This is a genomic window from Scandinavium tedordense (assembly GCF_024764965.1).
Taxonomy (GTDB): Bacteria; Pseudomonadota; Gammaproteobacteria; order Enterobacterales; family Enterobacteriaceae; genus Scandinavium; species Scandinavium tedordense.
Window position 1 is genome coordinate 256,635 of record NZ_JALIGG010000056.1, and the last position, 17,448, is coordinate 274,082.

The 17,448-nt window shown below is 55.0% G+C and carries 15 protein-coding genes; 7 read left to right on the forward strand and 8 right to left on the reverse strand.

Annotated features, from left to right (window positions below; all coding sequences use genetic code 11):
• Positions 1-5: 5 nt before the first annotated feature.
• Both MUU46_RS14395 and MUU46_RS14400 read left to right on the forward strand, forming a co-directional pair.
• On the forward strand, positions 6-863 hold the full coding sequence (locus MUU46_RS14395) for a fumarylacetoacetate hydrolase family protein (protein WP_258965860.1): 858 nt from the start codon (positions 6-8) through the stop codon (positions 861-863).
• Positions 864-874: 11 nt separating this feature from the next.
• Positions 875-1,984, forward strand: a complete 1,110-nt coding sequence (locus tag MUU46_RS14400) for a mandelate racemase/muconate lactonizing enzyme family protein (protein WP_258965861.1) — start codon at positions 875-877, stop codon at positions 1,982-1,984.
• A gap of 56 nt (positions 1,985-2,040) precedes the next feature.
• Here the strand turns inward: MUU46_RS14400 and phnE (MUU46_RS14405) are convergent, their stop codons facing one another.
• From phnE (MUU46_RS14405) to MUU46_RS14425, 5 genes are all read right to left on the reverse strand, one after another.
• Complete coding sequence (phnE, locus tag MUU46_RS14405) at positions 2,041-2,922, reverse strand: phosphonate ABC transporter, permease protein PhnE (protein WP_258965862.1); 882 nt, start codon at positions 2,920-2,922, stop codon at positions 2,041-2,043.
• On the reverse strand, positions 2,919-3,785 hold the full coding sequence (gene phnE / locus MUU46_RS14410) for a phosphonate ABC transporter, permease protein PhnE (protein ID WP_258965863.1): 867 nt from the start codon (positions 3,783-3,785) through the stop codon (positions 2,919-2,921). The genes phnE (MUU46_RS14405) and phnE (MUU46_RS14410) overlap by 4 nt, the downstream gene beginning before the upstream one ends.
• 58 nt (positions 3,786-3,843) lie before the next feature.
• A complete protein-coding gene (phnD, locus tag MUU46_RS14415; RefSeq protein ID WP_159755613.1) occupies positions 3,844-4,782 on the reverse strand; it encodes a phosphonate ABC transporter substrate-binding protein in 939 nt (312 codons plus the stop codon).
• Positions 4,783-4,813: 31 nt separating this feature from the next.
• On the reverse strand, positions 4,814-5,656 hold the full coding sequence (gene phnC, locus MUU46_RS14420; RefSeq protein WP_159755610.1) for a phosphonate ABC transporter ATP-binding protein: 843 nt from the start codon (positions 5,654-5,656) through the stop codon (positions 4,814-4,816).
• A 97-nt stretch (positions 5,657-5,753) separates the two neighbouring features.
• Entirely contained in the window at positions 5,754-7,145 is a 1,392-nt protein-coding gene (locus tag MUU46_RS14425; RefSeq protein ID WP_159756690.1) for a glycoside-pentoside-hexuronide (GPH):cation symporter, read from the reverse strand.
• Between the two features lie 298 nt (positions 7,146-7,443).
• Here MUU46_RS14425 and MUU46_RS14430 point away from each other — a divergent pair, with 298 nt between their 5' ends.
• Together MUU46_RS14430 and MUU46_RS14435 are read left to right on the forward strand one after the other, a co-directional pair.
• Entirely contained in the window at positions 7,444-9,204 is a 1,761-nt protein-coding gene (locus MUU46_RS14430; RefSeq protein ID WP_258965864.1) for an alpha,alpha-trehalase, read from the forward strand.
• Between the two features lie 254 nt (positions 9,205-9,458).
• Positions 9,459-11,579, forward strand: coding sequence for a TonB-dependent siderophore receptor (locus MUU46_RS14435; protein ID WP_258965865.1), 2,121 nt, complete (start codon positions 9,459-9,461; stop codon positions 11,577-11,579).
• Positions 11,580-11,672: 93 nt separating this feature from the next.
• Here MUU46_RS14435 and MUU46_RS14440 read toward each other — a convergent pair whose 3' ends face one another.
• Entirely contained in the window at positions 11,673-11,927 is a 255-nt protein-coding gene (locus MUU46_RS14440) for a GlsB/YeaQ/YmgE family stress response membrane protein (RefSeq protein ID WP_159755601.1), read from the reverse strand.
• 209 nt (positions 11,928-12,136) lie between these two features.
• Here MUU46_RS14440 and ycgR point away from each other — a divergent pair, with 209 nt between their 5' ends.
• A complete protein-coding gene (ycgR, locus tag MUU46_RS14445) occupies positions 12,137-12,868 on the forward strand; it encodes a flagellar brake protein YcgR (RefSeq protein ID WP_159755598.1) in 732 nt (243 codons plus the stop codon).
• Here the strand turns inward: ycgR and emtA are convergent.
• A complete protein-coding gene (emtA, locus tag MUU46_RS14450; protein ID WP_258965866.1) occupies positions 12,865-13,485 on the reverse strand; it encodes a membrane-bound lytic murein transglycosylase EmtA in 621 nt (206 codons plus the stop codon). The two genes, ycgR and emtA, sit on opposite strands and share 4 nt — an antisense overlap.
• A gap of 92 nt (positions 13,486-13,577) precedes the next feature.
• On the opposite strand from emtA, the gene ldcA reads away from it, so the two are divergent.
• A complete protein-coding gene (gene ldcA, locus MUU46_RS14455) occupies positions 13,578-14,504 on the forward strand; it encodes a muramoyltetrapeptide carboxypeptidase (RefSeq protein ID WP_258965867.1) in 927 nt (308 codons plus the stop codon).
• An 80-nt stretch (positions 14,505-14,584) separates the two neighbouring features.
• Positions 14,585-16,318 carry a potassium/proton antiporter gene (locus MUU46_RS14460; protein ID WP_159755589.1) on the forward strand — a complete coding sequence of 578 codons (1,734 nt, stop codon included), beginning with the start codon at positions 14,585-14,587 and terminating at the stop codon, positions 16,316-16,318.
• Between the two features lie 56 nt (positions 16,319-16,374).
• Here the strand turns inward: MUU46_RS14460 and dadX are convergent, their stop codons facing one another.
• Positions 16,375-17,445: a catabolic alanine racemase DadX gene (gene dadX, locus MUU46_RS14465; protein WP_258965868.1), complete on the reverse strand. Its 1,071-nt coding sequence runs from the start codon at positions 17,443-17,445 to the stop codon at positions 16,375-16,377.
• Positions 17,446-17,448: the final 3 nt, after the last annotated feature.

Genomic DNA, 17,448 nt, shown 5'->3' on the forward strand with positions numbered 1-17,448 from the left:
CTGTAATGCGCTTACTTCGCTTTGGTCAGCCGGGTCAGGAACGCCCCGGACTCCTCGACAGCCAGGGAAACATTCGTGACCTATCCGCATGGATTGACGACATCAGTGCCGACACGCTGTCACCAGAAATACTTGCTCACCTGGCTTCACTTTCAAGCGATGAATTGCCGTTGGTGGAAGGCAATCCGCGCCTCGGCTCCTGCATCGGCGGCAGTCGCAAGTTTATCTGCGTTGGGCTGAACTATTCCGATCACGCCGCAGAAACCAACGCTGTGGTTCCGCCTGAACCCATTCTGTTTATGAAGTCCCCTCACGCTATTGTCGGGCCAAACGACGAGGTAGAGATCCCTCGTGGTTCACAGAAAACGGACTGGGAAGTCGAACTGGGGGTCGTCATCGGTAAAAAGGCGAAATACGTCAGCGAAGCCGAGGCCATGGAACACATCGCCGGTTACTGCGTGATCAACGATTTGTCCGAGCGCGCCTTCCAGATCGAACGCCAGGGTCAGTGGGTAAAAGGCAAAAGCTGCGACACGTTTGGCCCAACCGGCCCGTGGCTGGTGACTACGGATGAGATCCCCGACCCGCAAAATCTCAACATGTGGCTTGAGGTGGACGGTCATCGCTATCAGCAAGGCTCCACGGCCACTATGGTGTATGGCGTGCGGTATCTGATTGCCTACATTTCGCAATTTATGACGCTCTATCCCGGGGACATTATTTCTACCGGTACGCCGCCCGGCGTTGGCATGGGGCAAACACCTCCCGTGTATCTGAAGCCCGGCCAAACCCTGCGTCTTGGCATTGAAGGCTTAGGTGAACAACAGCAACTGACTCGCGCCGAATCCGGCTCACCACAGTAAGGAAAACCGTTATGGCAGTGATTACATCCGTTGAAGTTTTTATGGTGATGCTGGAGCCAAAAGTTCGGCGGGAAGATGCTATCCAGGCGTTTGTGTGCCAGGAAACACCTTTTGTACGCATTACTGATTCAGACGGCGCGCAAGGCCTGGGCTACAGCTATACCATTGGCACCGGCGGCCCCGCCGTTCTCTCTTTACTGGAAAAAACGCTAGCACCCGCGCTGCTTGGCAAAGAAGCAGACGAAATTGAACAACGCTGGCGCGAACTGCTGTTTCTGACCCACGCCACCTCCGTCGGGGCGATTACCTCGCTGGCACTGGCGACCATTGATACCGCGCTGTGGGATCTGCGCTGTAAGCGGAGTAACCAACCGCTCTGGATCGCCGCAGGGGGCGCCCAGTCGCGTATCCCGCTTTATAACACCGAAGGAGGCTGGCTCAATTTGTCGACCAGTGAATTGGTTGAAAATGCACTGGAATGTCAGGAAAATGGTTTTGCCGCCACCAAAATGAAAGTCGGCCTGTCGATTAAAGAAGATATGTCTCGCCTGCGCGCAGTACGCGAGGCGGTGGGCGATAATTTCGAGATTTTCACCGATGCCAACCAGGCCTTCCGGGTCGATGAAGCCATTCGTCGGGCGCATCATTATGAAGAACTGGATATCGGCTGGCTGGAAGAACCCCTCCCGGCCGACGATTTACAGGGGCACATTCGCCTTAGCCAGCAGACCAGTGTGCCCATCGCCGTCGGGGAGAGTATCTATAGCACGCTGCACTTCCGCGAGTATCTGCAGCAGAACGCCTGTTCTGTCGTACAGGTCGACGTGGCGCGCATCGGCGGCATTACGCCATGGCTGAAGGTGGCACATCTTGCCGAGTGCTTCAATATTGCGGTGTGTCCACATTTCCTGATGGAACTTCACGTTTCGCTGTGTGCGGCAGTGCCAAATGCCCGCTGGCTAGAATATATTCCTCAGCTTGATACGCTTACCCACCAGCCGATGCAGGTGGAAAACGGTTACGGTTTACCACCCTCCTCCCCTGGGCTGGGTATCGACTGGGATCTTCGCGCCCTCGAGCGCCACACGCAGCCAGGCAGTTATCAACGTCTGACGCGTTAACCCTGCCTTAGCGCGAACGCCACCGGGTTTGGGTTCGCGCTACTTCGTTTATACGATCACTCTGCTTTATAAAGCGGAATAATCGCTCCGGTAATATAGCGTCGGCGCAGCCACGACGACAGCGCATCCATGGTCATCACTACTGCCACCAGCAGCAGAGTGATAAACATCACCACATCCCAGTTCCACAAGCGCATGTTCTCAGCGTAAATCAGCCCGATACCACCTGCCCCGACAAAGCCTAATACGGCCGCCGAGCGGGTGTTGGATTCCAGCTGATAGAGACTCAGCGCGAGGAACGTTGGGAACGATTGGGTGAAGATGCCAAAGCGGTGTTTTTGCAGCCCGTTGGCACCAACCGCCGTCAGACCACGGCCCGGCGAACGCTCCACGGCCTCGTGCCCTTCGGCATATAAGCGCCCAAGCAATCCGGTGTCCTGCATGATTATCGCCAGCACCCCAGCAAGCGGGCCAAGACCGACAGCACGTACGAAAATCAGCCCCCAGATAGCCATGTCGATCCCGCGCAGCAGGTCAAACAGCCGACGCATAAACATCGCCACAAACCGCGTTACCGGGCCACGCATGACGTTACGCGCGGCAAGAAACGACAACAACAGCGCAATCAACGTGGCAGTGATGGTGCCGGAAAAGACAATCGCCAGCGTGATGCCAATCTGGCGGAAGTAGTAGCCAAACGGCCAGTTGAGAAAATCATGCCAGACGAACATGCGGAAGAAGTAGCGCCCAAGCTGCTGCATCCCGGTAGTGAGCTGTTCGTAGCTGATACCAAACTGAATGAAGAACCAGACGTAATACAGACCTACCGCCAGCGCCACAATCGCCAGATGGCGCAAGTGGCGACCTTGGGCACGAAACAGCGCCGGGTGCGCTTTACGGCAATGTTCGGTGTCAGTCACCGCTTGCCAGTTGTTCATTTTTTCCCCTCCAGCACCCGCTGACGCAGGCGGCCAGACAATGTATCCAGCAGCGAGACCACGATGACAATCAGCAGCAGCGTCATGCTCACCTGGTCGTAGCGGTCGAGTTTGATGTTGGTCATCAGCTCCTGACCAATCCCACCCGCGCCGACCAACCCAAGAATGGTCGACGAGCGGAAGTTGATTTCAAGACGCATGAAGCCATATGAGAGAAATATCGGTTTGACCTGCGGCCACAGTGCGAAACGCATCCGCTGTATCGGCGAGGCACCGCAGGCGATGAGGCCGCGCACCGGTTTGTCCTGCGCACTTTCAATCGCTTCGTAGAACAGCTTGGTCAGGCTGCCGATGGTGTGCAGTGTCAGTGCCAGAAATCCCGGGATCGCGCCGATCCCAAAAGCCATCACGAAAATCACCGCCCACGCCAGCTCCGGCATGGTGCGCAGAAATGCCACCAACGCGCGGATGCCAAAGCGTAATCCCGCCGGTGCCCAGGCGTTACTCGCCGCCAGAAACGAAAGGAGCGTCGCTATCGCCACCGCCACCAGCGTGGAAGCCAGCGCCAGCTGTAGCGTTTCCCAAATTAGCGGCAGCTGAATCGGCAAGCGGTAGCCCCAGTAGGCCAGCGATCCTTTGGTGTGCACATCGCCCAATAGCACGCCGCCGTGCAGCGTTGGCACGGTTTCGAGCATGTAATCGAGGAAATTCGGCAGCGAGTGCCAGATGGTGAGGAGATTAAATTCGGCGGCTTGTCCTGCCGCGATGTAGAGCACCAGCAGCAGCGCCGACCAGGTGAACGTGTCGCGCGTCTGACGCATTTTCACCTGCTGGTAGTAACGTTCAAATTCAGTATTCTGCATGTTCGCTCGCGGAATGGACTCTCCCCCGCAGGCTGCACGGGGGAGTGAAAAGGTCTGATTAACGGGCGTTAACCAGTTCGCGTTTCATGTCGATAATCTGCTGGAAATCAGCCACGGTCGCCGGGCCGATGTGCTGGGTACCGCCCATCGCTTTGATGAAGCACTGGTGTTCTTCTTTATCCAGTTTCTTCACCGCCTCGACCACTTTGGTTTTGAATTCTGGCGGCAGGCTGTTGCTCACCAGGATTGGACCGTTGGGGATCAGCGGCGATTGCCAGATGATGCGGATGTTTTTCATCAGGTCCGGGTGATCCATGCGGATCAGGCGGTTAAACGCGCCGGCAGTGTAGCCGTCGTTGTAATTACCGACCATCGACGCCCAGGTGACTGCGCCTGCGAACTGGCCGTTCAGCACACCAAGAATGTCCTGCTCGTGGCCGCCGGAGAAGGTGACACTGGAGAAGAAGTTGTTGTATTTATCATCCGTGGTGCCGCCGAATTTTTTCTTGAAAGCCTGGTTCGGGATCAGGAAACCGGAGGTTGAATCCGGGTCAGCCATGCCGAAAGATTTGCCTTTCAGGTCATCAAGGGTTTTGTACGGGCTATCAGCTTTGACAATAACCACCGAGTGGTAACCGCGAGACTGGTCTTTATCGTCCACCGCGATACCGACGATATCTACCGCTTTGGGGTTATTGATGTATATCGAGGCATAGGACGACGGCGACATGCTCAGCACTACGTCCACTTTGCCGCCCAACAGACCCTGAATGACACCAGAATAGTCAGAAGAATTACGCAGTTTGGTGTCGACGTTCAGTTCCTTGTCGAGAAAATCCTTCACGCACTGGTTATCGCCAATCTGCTGGGTGGCGTTTTGCCCGCCCAGAATACCCAGATTCAGCTCTTTCGGTTGCTCCGCCGTGGCCTGCCATGCCACTAGCAGCCCTGCCATCATCGCGGAAAAACGTAATGCGCTCGTCATGTGCTTATTCATTATCATTGCCCGTGTTGTCTTGCGTTGAGGATTAATGGAGCTGGCTGATTTCGTCGCCATAAAGTTGCTGCAGGACATCCTGACTTAAATCGTCCGGATGACCGTCAAACACGATTTGCCCTTGCGCGATGCCTATCACGCGGGTGCAGTAATTTTTCACCAATTCAATCGAGTGCAGATTGACCATCACGCTGATGCCCTGTTCGCTGACTTCACGCAGGACGGTCATAATACGCTGGGTGTTTTTCGGGTCGAGCGAGGCCACGGGCTCGTCGGCCAGCAGAATCGACGGATTCTGGATAAGCGCCCGGCAAATCGCCACGCGCTGCATCTGTCCACCGGAGAGGTTTTCTGCGCGCTGTAGCGCATGAGGCAGCATGTTCATCCATTCGAGCAGCGCGATAGCGCGAGCGCGGTCGTCGTCCGAAAACACTTTGAACAGGGATTTGAGCGTTGAAGTCTGGCTCAGTCGGCCGAGCAAGACGTTGGTCAGCACATCGAGACGCGGGACCAGGCAGAAATCCTGGAAAATCATGCCGCATTCGCTGCGCCATGCATTGAGCGCGCGTCCGCTGATGTCGGAAACATCACGCGGGAGACCAACTTCCGGATAGCTGAGCAGTTCGCCCGAGGTTGCAGGGTGAGTGCCGTTGAGTACGTGCAGCAGCGTGGATTTCCCCGCTCCCGAACGCCCGACGATGCCCACCATTTCACCCGCATGAAGGTCAAAATTGATGTCGTTCAATACCTTTTGCTGGGCATTGTACGATTTGCATAAATTTTTCACGCTCAGCACTTTGCGCTGTGGGGCGTGAATAATCTGCGGTTGAACGGGATAATCGTTCAGGGAAAAGAGTGCGCGAGCGTTGTTCATAAGAGTTCCACGTTGCTTGTTTTCGCCGTGGGTTATTAACAACGCTGCGCATGACGCTTTAATGACAGAAAAACGATAAACAGATGAACATCACGGGTTACGGTGTAACGGAAGAGGTCTCCGTTGCGCGCTCTGAATCAGCAAACACGCCGTGATTCAGGTCAGTCACAATGGCGTTCATCCTTGCTTCAGTCAGGCCGTAGTATCTGATAGCAATGGCGGTCAACAGATAGAACACGGATGGGATTACCGAGAACAGCAGAACGATGCCGTACAGGGCTTCCGCCGACTGTACCTGGCTGCTTGAAGCATAGCCATAATACGCCAACACCCAACCGAGAATCGCACCGCCGACCGCGACGCCAAGCTTGATAACAAAGATATTGGCCGCCACATTCATGCCTGTAATACGGCGTTGAGTTTTCCATTCACCATAGTTGTTGGCGTCAGTAATCATTGACCACTGGATAGCGGCATTCCCGCCCTGGACCAGTTGAATCAGAACATGAGCGAAAAGCGGAATGACCCAGTAATTCATCGGCAGCATGAAGCACACCACACCCAAGGCCGCATTGATAAGGTTTATCCAGAACGAGAGTTTTACTTTACAGAAGCGGGTACCAAACGGTTTAGCTAACACCGAGCCAAACATCGAGGCGAACATGCCCCCGAGCATAAACCAGCTGATAATATCCGCCCCTTCGCGCAGCACGCTATTCACGAAATAGACCACTGCCCCGCCGCGAATAACCACCGCCACCAGCATCGTGAAGTTATAGACCGACAATATCCGCCACTGATCGTTGCGGAACAGTATTTTCACATCGCGGGCAATATTCAGATTCTCTTCTTTAATCGGCTGAACACGCTCTTTGGTGCTAAAGAAACAGACGATGAACATCAGGCAACCGATGATGCCAAATAATGCCATGGCCACCTGAACACCCGTCGCCCTGTCGCCTGGATAAAGATAATCCGCCAGTGGTAAAATTAACGCTGTGCCTAATGCACCGCCAATTGGAGTAATGGCAAAGCGCCACGACTGCAGTGACAAACTTTCCTGTGGGTCGGTAGTCAACGCCGCGCCTAATGAGCAATATGGGATATTAATTGCGGTGTACATCAGAGTCATAAATATATATGCCGCAACGGCATAAACGACTTTTCCGCTGTCTGAAAAACTCGGAATAGAATAAACCAGCACACAGCTCACGGCGAACGGGATACAGATAGCTAACAGCCATGGACGGAAGCGTCCCCAGCGGGTGGCCGTTGCATCAGCAATAGCCCCCATTATCGGGTCGGTAATCGCATCCAATACTCGAACTAATAAAAACATGGTGCCCATGACTGCCGGTGGCAATCCATAAATATCGGTATAATACCAGGCAAGAATAGCGACCGATGAATCGAAAACGATATGACTGGCGGCATCACCGAGGCTATAACCGACTTTTTCTCTGACGGATAACTTTTCACCTGCCATGATAAAACTCCCCTTCAGTATTAAGTTATGTAACCGGTTTCTTATGTGGCGCTATTTTTTGCACAGCCAGTGAAAGGCGGTCCATTATGTTTTTTAGCTAGTTTCTTATGTTTTTTGCTTTATGTGATCTCTGAGGGATCAAAGAGATATATTCTCGATTTTTTTGTTTTATTGCTCACATAACCGCACGACGGGAATTTGTCTGGAAAAGTGCAAAACGTTAACCCCGACACACGCCGGGGCCGATATTCGTCTATGGTTGTAAACAGCGGAATTTGCGCAACTAAAAGGAGAATCAACGATGAGAAAACCCGCTTTGCGCCGCCCAGATACGCTTTACCTCGCCCTGCAACTCGCCCTCGGTGGCGCCCTACTCTCGCTGAGTCTGACCTCGGCCCAGGCGGATGAAACCCTCGCCGCCACACCGCAGCCGCCGGATATTTTATTGGGTCCGCTGTTTAATGATGTGCAAAGCGCGAAGCTGTTCCCGGATCAAAAAACATTTGCCGATGCGGTGCCTAAGGGCGATCCGCTGATGATCCTTGCGGACTATCGGATGCAGCGCAATCAGTCGAGCTTTGACCTGCGCCATTTTGTGGAAGTGAACTTCTCTCTGCCGCAGGAAAAAGACAAATACGTGCCGCCTGCGGGCCAGAGCCTGCGTGAGCATATCGACGGACTGTGGCCGGTGCTAACACGTACCACCGACAGCGCCGCGAAGTGGGATTCCCTGCTGCCGTTGCCGAAACCGTATGTGGTGCCCGGCGGGCGCTTCCGCGAAGTGTATTACTGGGACAGCTATTTCACGATGCTGGGCCTGGCGGAGAGCGGTCACTGGGACAAAATCGAGGATATGGTCGCCAACTTCGCCTATGAAATTGACACCTGGGGCCATATTCCTAACGGCAACCGAACCTATTATCTGAGCCGTTCGCAGCCACCGTTCTTCTCGCTAATGGTGGAACTGCTGGCGAAACACGACAGCGACGCACTGAAAAAATACCTGCCGCAGATGGAGAAAGAGCACGCCTACTGGATGGACGGTCAGGATGCGCTGCAAAACGGCGAAGCCAATAAACGGGTGGTCAAACTCAATGACGGCGCGCTGCTCAACCGCTATTGGGATGACAAAGACACGCCGCGCCCGGAATCCTGGCTCGACGATGTGAATACCGCCAAAAGTAATCCGAATCGCCCGGCGACGGAAATTTACCGCGACCTGCGCTCTGCCGCCGCGTCCGGGTGGGACTTCAGCTCACGCTGGATGGATGACCCGCAAAAACTCAGCACTATTCGTACCACCAGCATTGTGCCGGTCGACCTTAACGCACTGATGTTCAAGATGGAGAAAATCATCGCCAGCGCCAGTAAAGCAGCGGGTGATGACGCCAAAGCCACGCGTTACGATACGCTGGCAAGCGACCGCCAGCAGGCAATGGAGCGTCATCTGTGGAACGACAAAGAGGGCTGGTACGCCGATTACGATCTGAAAACGCACAAGGTGCGTAATCAGCTGACCGCCGCCGCGCTGTTCCCGCTGTACGTTAACGCCGCCTCAAACGACAGAGCGGCAAAAATGGCAACGGTAACGGAATCGCGGTTGCTAAAAGCAGGCGGCATTGCGACCACCACCATCAACAGTGGTCAGCAATGGGATTCCCCGAACGGCTGGGCACCGCTGCAATGGGTCGCCACCGAAGGGCTGCAAAACTATGGTAAGGACAACATCGCGATGGACGTTTCCTGGCGATTCCTGACCAACGTGCAACACACTTACGACAGTCAGCAAAAACTGGTGGAGAAATATGACATCACGTCCACCGGCACGGGCGGCGGCGGAGGTGAATATCCACTGCAGGATGGATTCGGCTGGAGTAACGGCGTGACGCTGAAAATGCTCGATTTGATTTGCCCGAAAGAAAAACCGTGCGACAACGTGCCAACAACACGACCCGCAGCGACAGCGCCTGCCGAGGCACCGCTGAAATCGACGACTCCGGCGACGTCTACCGCACCTGCGGCAAGCCCAACCCCAGCCGCTCCGGCTGAAAAAACGCAATAATAGACCCTTGACCTGCTACCAGTTCTGGTAGCAGGTTTTTTCTCGCATTGTCCGCTATCCCCTTCCCGCTCTGCTTTCCCGTCGGTAACCGCAATAAAGCCGTGGATTTCTGGCAGCTGCTCTGACATTTCTTCTCTTGCTTCGATTAACGCAAACAATAATAATTCGCATTCTTTTTACGAAAAATGACATTTTCGCACGTTTTGACACGGTGGCGCACAGGAGTGCCAGGCCGGGTCTCTTAGGATTATGCGATGAATAACACACTGCGCCTCAAACGCTCGTCAGCACTTTGCGCCTTGGCGCTGGCGTTCCCTTGCTCGTCTTTCGCTGAGGAAACGGTAGTGGTTACCGCTCAGCCGGCTGAATCCGCGACCGCACCGACCAAGGGCTATACGGTTAAATCCTCAACCGGTGCCACCAAAACCGATCAACCGCTGATCACTACCGCCCAGTCGGTATCCGTTGTGACCCGTCAGCAGATGGAAGATCAGGGTGCGACCAACGTCAGCCAGGCGCTGAGCTATACACCGGGCGTGTATAGCACCTTCGGCGGCTCGGCAACTCGCTTCGACGCCATTTCCCTGCGCGGCTACCACGGCGGTGACGTGGACAACATCTTCCTCGACGGCATGCGCCTGATGAGCGATGGCGGCAGCCACAACGTCATTCAGATTGACCCGTGGTTTCTCGACCGAATTGATGTGATTAAAGGCCCCTCTTCCGCGCTGTACGGCCAAAGCGTACCCGGCGGGCTGGTTAACCTGACCTCCAAGCGCCCACAGTTTACCTCCGAAGGCCACATTCAGGCGTTCGGCGGCACCCAGGGCACCAAAGGTGCAGCGTTCGATTACACCGACGCGATTAACGATCAGTGGGCGTATCGCGTGGTGGGCATCACCCGTAACACCGACACCCAGGTCGACAACACCCGCGAAGAACGTTACGCGATTTCCCCGTCGCTGCTGTGGCAACCGGATTCTGACACCAGCCTGTTACTGCGTGCGTACCTGCAAAAAGATCCATCAGGCGGCTATCATGGCTCGCTACCGTTGGACGGCACGCGCTATGAGCACAACGGTCGCAAACTCAGCAACCACACCAATGAAGGTGACCCGAGCGATGGCTACCAGCGTCGCGAACAGATTTACAGCTACGAATTTAATCACCAGTTCAATGACATTTGGTCCGTGTATTCAAGCGGCAGCTATACCCATTCCGACGTAAACCTCGACCAGGTTTATCAGGTGGGTTGGGTTGGCGACAGCGATATGCTGGCCCGCGGCTATAGCGGTTCAACCGGTTCGCTCGACGGCTGGTCGACCGATAACCGCATTAAGGCTGATTTCAACACCGGCGACGTGTCGCACACCGTGGTATTGGGTGGTGAATATCACCGCTTCCGCAATGACCTGTGGAGCCGCGCAGGGGGTGCCTCTCCGCTCGATCCGTGGAGCGGCTATACTGCGCAGGATGGACATACCCTGACCTATAGTGATTATAACAATCGCCGTTATTATCAGGCCGGTCTGTACTTGCAGGATGAGATGGTGTGGAACCGCTGGCATGCGGATCTCTCCGCGCGCTATGACCGCATTGTTTCACAGCAAGTGAGCGATACATTTGGCACCTCTTCGCGTCGTTCCGATGACCACATCAGCAGCCGCGCATCCTTGCTGTATGCCTTTGAAAACGGCTTGTCGCCGTACATCAGCTACAGCCAGGCCATCACGCCTGCCATGCTGGCAGGCCCGGACGGTCAGTTGCTGAAACCGACCACCGCCGAGCAGTACGAAGCCGGGCTGAAATTCCAGCCGCCGGGCACTGCGGACATGTACAGCATCGCAATGTACGACCTGACACAGAAAGATGTGGCCACGCGAGATACCAATATCGCTACCGCCACCTTCCTGCCCGCCGGAAAAGTGCATTCGCAGGGTGTGGAACTGGAAGCGCGCAATCAGCTGACGCCACGCCTGAGCACCATCGCCGGGTACACCTGGAACCGCCTGCGCTTTGCTGATACCAAAGACGGCACCGACGACAATACGCCGCAGCTGACGCCGGATCAGATGGCATCATTCTGGGCGCACTATAAGTTTGATTACGGGATTAGCGCGGGCGCGGGCGTACGTTATATCGGCAAACAGTGGGCCGATGACGCGAATACCGAACGTTTGCCGTCGACTACGCTGCTGGATGCGATGATCCGTGCGGATCTGGGTGCCTGGACGTCAGCTCTGAAAGGCGCGTATTTGCAGGTTAATGCGAATAACCTGACCGACAGAGAGTATGTTTCTGGTTGCTACGGCACCAATAACTGCTACTGGGGCGCTGAGCGGTCGGTGATCGCAACCGTCGGCTATGATTTCTGATGGGTGATTAAAAAATTGCCCGGTGGCGCTTTCGCTGACCGGGCCTACCGTTTCAAAGTAGGCCGGCAAGCATGCGCCGCCGGGCTGTCGTATTTATGCGTTGCGACGCAGTAATCTGAATACCACCAGCACCACGATGGCACCCACAACCGCCACGAGGAAACTGTGCATATTAAAGCCGGAAACATTGCCGATACCAAACATGGTAGCCAGCCAGCCGCCAACCACGGCACCGACGATCCCCAGAATGCAGGTGAGAATAAAACCGCCGCCGTCACGACCCGGCATAATCAGTTTCGCAATAACACCCGCAATCAGTCCAAAAATAATCCAGGTCAGAATACCCATTTTAACCACCCTCCAAAATAAACAAATTAACCACAATTTAAACACGACTATTGTGTGCTTTGGTTCCCTTAAGTATAGGTAAACATTCCCAAAAAGAAGGTATTCGACTAAAAAATTTATCTGTTGAAAAATTTTCACCCGTTTGTATTAAGTTATGTTTCGCGCTGCCGATAGTTTATCGAATCTCTGTCGATAAGGAGCGACCAGGCGTGAGTCATTACAATGAGCAATTCCTTAAACAAAATCCGCTGGCAGTGTTAAACGTTCTTCGCGATTTGCATCGCGACCACGTCCCTTTGCGTGTCTCGTGGGAGACATCGCAATTTATTACCCGCATTCTCGATATCTCTTCTCAGGCGCTGATCGTCGATTACGGCAGTCAGGAATATGAAAACCGCGCCGTTCAGCGTGCGGAAAATATTACGCTCTCCGCTGAAACTCAGGGGGCGAAAATTGAATTTACGGTGCCGAAGATAGCGCCCGGCCAGTTCCTTGATTTGCCTGCCTTCACGATGCCCGTGCCGCCGTCGCTGTGGTTTGTGCAGCGTCGCGAGTTTTTCCGTATTTCCGCCCCACTGCATCCGGTGTATTACTGCAAGGCGAAACTACCCGATAACAGCGAAGTGCGTTTTCGTTTGTGTGATTTGTCACTCGGTGGAATGGGTGCATTGCTGGATGGCGCGCCGTCTGCGGCCCTGAAATCTGGGGTGATGCTCCCACAGATGGAACTGGATATGGGGGAATGGGGTAAATTTCATTTCGACGCGCAGCTGCTTTCACTGAGCGAGCGCAAGGTGGTCGACAGCAAAAATGAAACGATCAGCACCCCGCGCCTGAGCTTTCGTTTTCTCAACATCAGCCCGGCGATTGAGCGCACGCTCCAGCGAATTATCTTCTCTCTGGAGCGTGAGGCCCGCGAACGCGCGAATAAAGTGCGTTAGTCAATCGCGTCCATCGCTTTCTGCACTTTCCAGATGTAGCGCGGCGCTTGTGATGAAGGGTGATTCTCGACGATATAATCGAAGAACTCATCCTTATCCATGCCGTTAATCTTCCTGATCGCCGTTTTACGGTCCGAGGAGAAGGTTCGCAGCAGCGCGCCCGCGCCGTTAACGTAGGAGGTAACCAGCGCATACTGCATCACTTGCGGATCCTCAATGCCCGCCAGAACACCGTGTTCAAGGATGCTGAAGTATGCGGTACCCATCGAGATGTTACGTTCGGGGTTTTTCAGCTCACTGACCGACGGATCGCCCTTCCAGCCCATATGGCGATATACTTCACGCCCGGCGGTGGAAGGTTTAAGCTGCATCAGACCCACTGCGCCAGATTTACTGACCACATTCGGATTACCACCTGACTCAACCGCGATAATAGCAGTGATGAATTTAGGATCGAGTCCCCACGCCGTACCGGCCTTCTGGCTGATTGGCATCCACTGCATTGCCCGCTGAACGGGTACCGTCGGGTTGTACGGTGGATTGCGGTAATCGTTTTTCGGTTTTGAACTACATCCGGCAAGTAAGACAAATAAAACAACAAACCATCTCAATTTCACGCTTCTATCCTTTTCACTGAAGTGTGCTGCGCTAATGACAACGCGATGTTCAGGCGGCATGATAACTGTTTCATTCTCTGCAAGGAATTGCCATGACTCTGTTTCATCTGATTGCTCCCTCAGGCTATTGCATCAACCAACAGGCCGCCACCCGTGGGATTGCGCGCCTGGAGGAGGCAGGATACCAGGTCAATAATCAGCGCATTCTCACGCGCCGCCAGCAGCGTTTTGCAGGTACAGAAGCGGATCGCGCGGGCGATATCAATGCGCTGGCGGCACTTTTTGGTCGCGATAACCTCGTTTTAGCGGTGCGCGGCGGCTATGGCGCGAACCGTTTACTGGACATGATTGACTGGAAGGCCATCGCATTACGCCAGCAAAATGATCCGCTGCTGATTTGCGGCCATAGCGATTTCACCGCCATTCAGTTGGCACTCCTGTGCGAAGGCGTAATCACCTTCAGCGGGCCAATGCTGGCGGGCAATTTCGGGGCAGAAACGCTCAACGAATTTACCCTCGAGCACTTCTGGCGCGCGCTGCGAAACGGGGCATTTTCCGTGGAATGGCAAGGCAACGGCCGGGCCTGTGACGTGAACGGCACGCTGTGGGGCGGTAATCTGGCGATGCTGGTGTCGCTCATTGGCACTCCGTGGATGCCGCAAATTGACGACGGCATTCTGGTACTTGAAGACATTAACGAACACCCGTTCCGCGTGGAGCGTATGCTGCTGCAACTGTTCCATGCAGGGATTTTAGGTCGTCAGCGGGCCATTGTGCTCGGCAGCTTTAGCGGCGCGGAGCCAAACGATTACGATGCCGGTTACGATTTGCCGGTGATGATCGATTATCTGCAATCACGGTTATCTATCCCGGTTATCAGCGGGCTTGATTTCGGTCACGAGCAGCGCACGGTGACGCTGCCACTTGGATCACAGGCGCGTCTGGTGCACAACGCGAAGTCAACCACGCTGTCGATGACGGGTCATCCGGTCATCAGTGGAGAAAAAAAGCATTCATAGCTCTTATAAATCCATCGATTTACATGCATGTATGATAACGTTTTACCATTGAGTCACGCGATATAGGGAGTACGTGAACGTTGGATGCCGGGGCAATAATCAGTTTGTTTATTCTGGGGTCGGTGCTGGTCACCTTCAGTATTTTACTCAGTTCCTTTTCCTCACGACTCGGTATCCCGATTCTGGTGATCTTCCTTGCTATCGGTATGCTGGCCGGTATCGATGGCATTGGCGGCATTCCGTTTGATAATTACCCCTTCGCTTACATGGTCAGTAACCTCGCGCTGGCGGTTATCCTGCTTGATGGCGGAATGCGTACTCAGGCGAGTTCGTTTCGCGTAGCTCTCGGCCCGGCGCTGTCACTGGCGACGGTCGGCGTGCTTATCACCTCCGGACTCACCGGGATGATGGCCGCGTGGCTGTTCCACCTCGATTTGATTGAAGGCATGCTGATTGGCGCCATTGTCGGCTCGACGGATGCGGCAGCGGTATTCTCTCTGCTTGGCGGTAAAGGGCTGAACGAACGTGTCGGCTCGACGCTGGAAATTGAATCCGGCAGCAATGACCCGATGGCGGTGTTCCTCACCATCACCCTGATTGAAATGATCCAACAGCACGAAACCGGGCTGAGCTGGATGTTTGCGGTGCACATCATTCAGCAGTTTGGGCTGGGTATTCTGATTGGTCTCGGCGGCGGCTACCTGCTGTTGCAAATGATCAACCGCATTTCCCTGCCTGCCGGGCTTTATCCGTTGTTGGCGCTGAGCGGCGGGATCATGATTTTCGCGGTAACGACAACGCTCGACGGCAGCGGCATTCTGGCGGTGTATCTGTGTGGTTTTCTGCTCGGTAACCGCCCTATTCGCAACCGTTACGCGATTTTGCAGAACTTTGACGGTCTGGCGTGGCTGGCACAAATTGGCATGTTCCTGGTGCTGGGCCTGCTGGTGACGCCGTCCGACCTGCTGCCTATCGCTCTTCCGGCGCTGCTGCTCTCTGCCGGGATGATTTTCTTCGCACGTCCGTTATCGGTGTTTATTGGCCTGCTGCCGTTTCGCGGTTTTAACTTGCGCGAGCGTGTGTTTATCAGCTGGGTCGGCCTGCGCGGCGCGGTACCCATCATCCTCGCGGTTTTCCCGATGATGGCCGGACTGGAAAATGCGCGATTGTTCTTTAATGTCGCTTTCTTCGTGGTGCTGATTTCACTGCTGTTGCAGGGGACATCACTCTCCTGGGCGGCAAAAAAAGCCAAAGTGGTGGTACCTCCGGTCGGCTGGCCGGTGTCGCGTGTAGGGTTAGATATTCACCCGGAGAACCCGTGGGAACAGTTTGTTTATCAACTCAGCGCCGATAAATGGTGCGTTGGCGCTGCGCTTCGGGATTTGCATATGCCGCGCGATACCCGTATTGCCGCACTGTTCCGTGACAATGTGCTGCTCCACCCGACGGGCAGCACCCGTTTGCGGGAAGGCGATGTGCTGTGCGTGATTGGTCGCGAGCGGGATTTGCCGTTACTCGGTAAGCTGTTCAGCCAGTCGCCGCCGGTGGCACTGGATCAGCGTTTCTTTGGTGACTTTATTCTTGAGGCCAGCGCTAAATTTGCCGATGTGGCGATGGTTTACGGTCTCGACGGCGGGGAAGAATTTCGCGATAACCAACAGTCGCTGGGCGAGATTGTGCAGCACCAGTTAGGCGCGGCGCCGGTGGTCGGTGACCAGGTGGAGTTTGCCGGGATGGTCTGGACCGTAGCGGAGAAAGAAGACAACGCGGTGCTGAAAGTGGGTGTGCGCGTTGCCGAAGAGGAAGTGGAGTAGATTCACTTTTGTACGGCGGTGCGGTCTGATGCCTGCGCCGCCGGGCAAAACGACTCTTACTCAGTCACAACGGGTACACGTAACGCCAGCGCGCACATCAATTCATACCCCACAGTGTCGCACCGACTGGCAACGTCGTCGATTTTAATCTCTTTACCCCACAGTTCGACCGGCGTGCCAATCCCGGCCTGCGGGCACGGCGTTAAATCCACCGCCAGCATATCCATCGACACCCGACCTACCGTTTCGGTGCGAACACCGTCCACCAGCACCGGCGTGCCGTCTGGCGCATTGCGCGGATACCCATCGGCATAGCCACAGGCCACAATTCCGATACGCTGCTCCTGTTGGGCTTTATATAAACGTCCGTAGCCCACGGTGTCGCCCGCTTTAAGATTCTGCACCGCAATAATCTCGCTGCTCAGGGTCATGACCGGTTTCAGCCCGCTGTTGGCAATGTCCTGCCATTTCCCGGAAGGTGACGCACCGTAGAGCACAATTCCCGGGCGAACCCAGTCGAAATGCGCTTCCGGGTGCCACAGCGTGGCCGCTGAGTTGGCAAGCGAACGTGGACAATCGAGCCCTTCCGCGGCCTGTTCTATCTTTTCCATAGCCTCGGTGATGCCATCGGGATTTTCCGCGTCGGCAAAGTGTGACATCAGCGTCATGTCGCTAATATTGCTCATCGCACGCAACTGCTGCCAGACGGTGTGCACTTTATCAGGCGTAAATCCAAGGCGGTTCATACCGCTGTTCACTTTGAGGTAGACATCCAGCGGTGCTTTCAGCTTTGCGTTTTGCAGCGCTTTCAGCTGCCAGTTACTGTGCACGGTGGTGGTGAGTCGGTATTGGTCATATAACGGTAAATCGTCAGCGTGGAAAAAGCCTTCCAGCATCAGAATCGGCCCTTTCCAGCCACGTTCGCGCAGCAGGACAGCCTCTTCCAGATTGAGCAGCGCAAAACCATCCGTATCGTTTAGCGCACCCCATATTCGTTCGATTCCATGACCGTAGCCGTTAGCTTTAACAACCGACCAGACGCGGGACTCCGGTGCCGCAGATCGCACCACTACAAGGTTCTGCCGCAGCGCCTTTAAATCGAGGCTGGCTACAACGGGACGTGACATAAC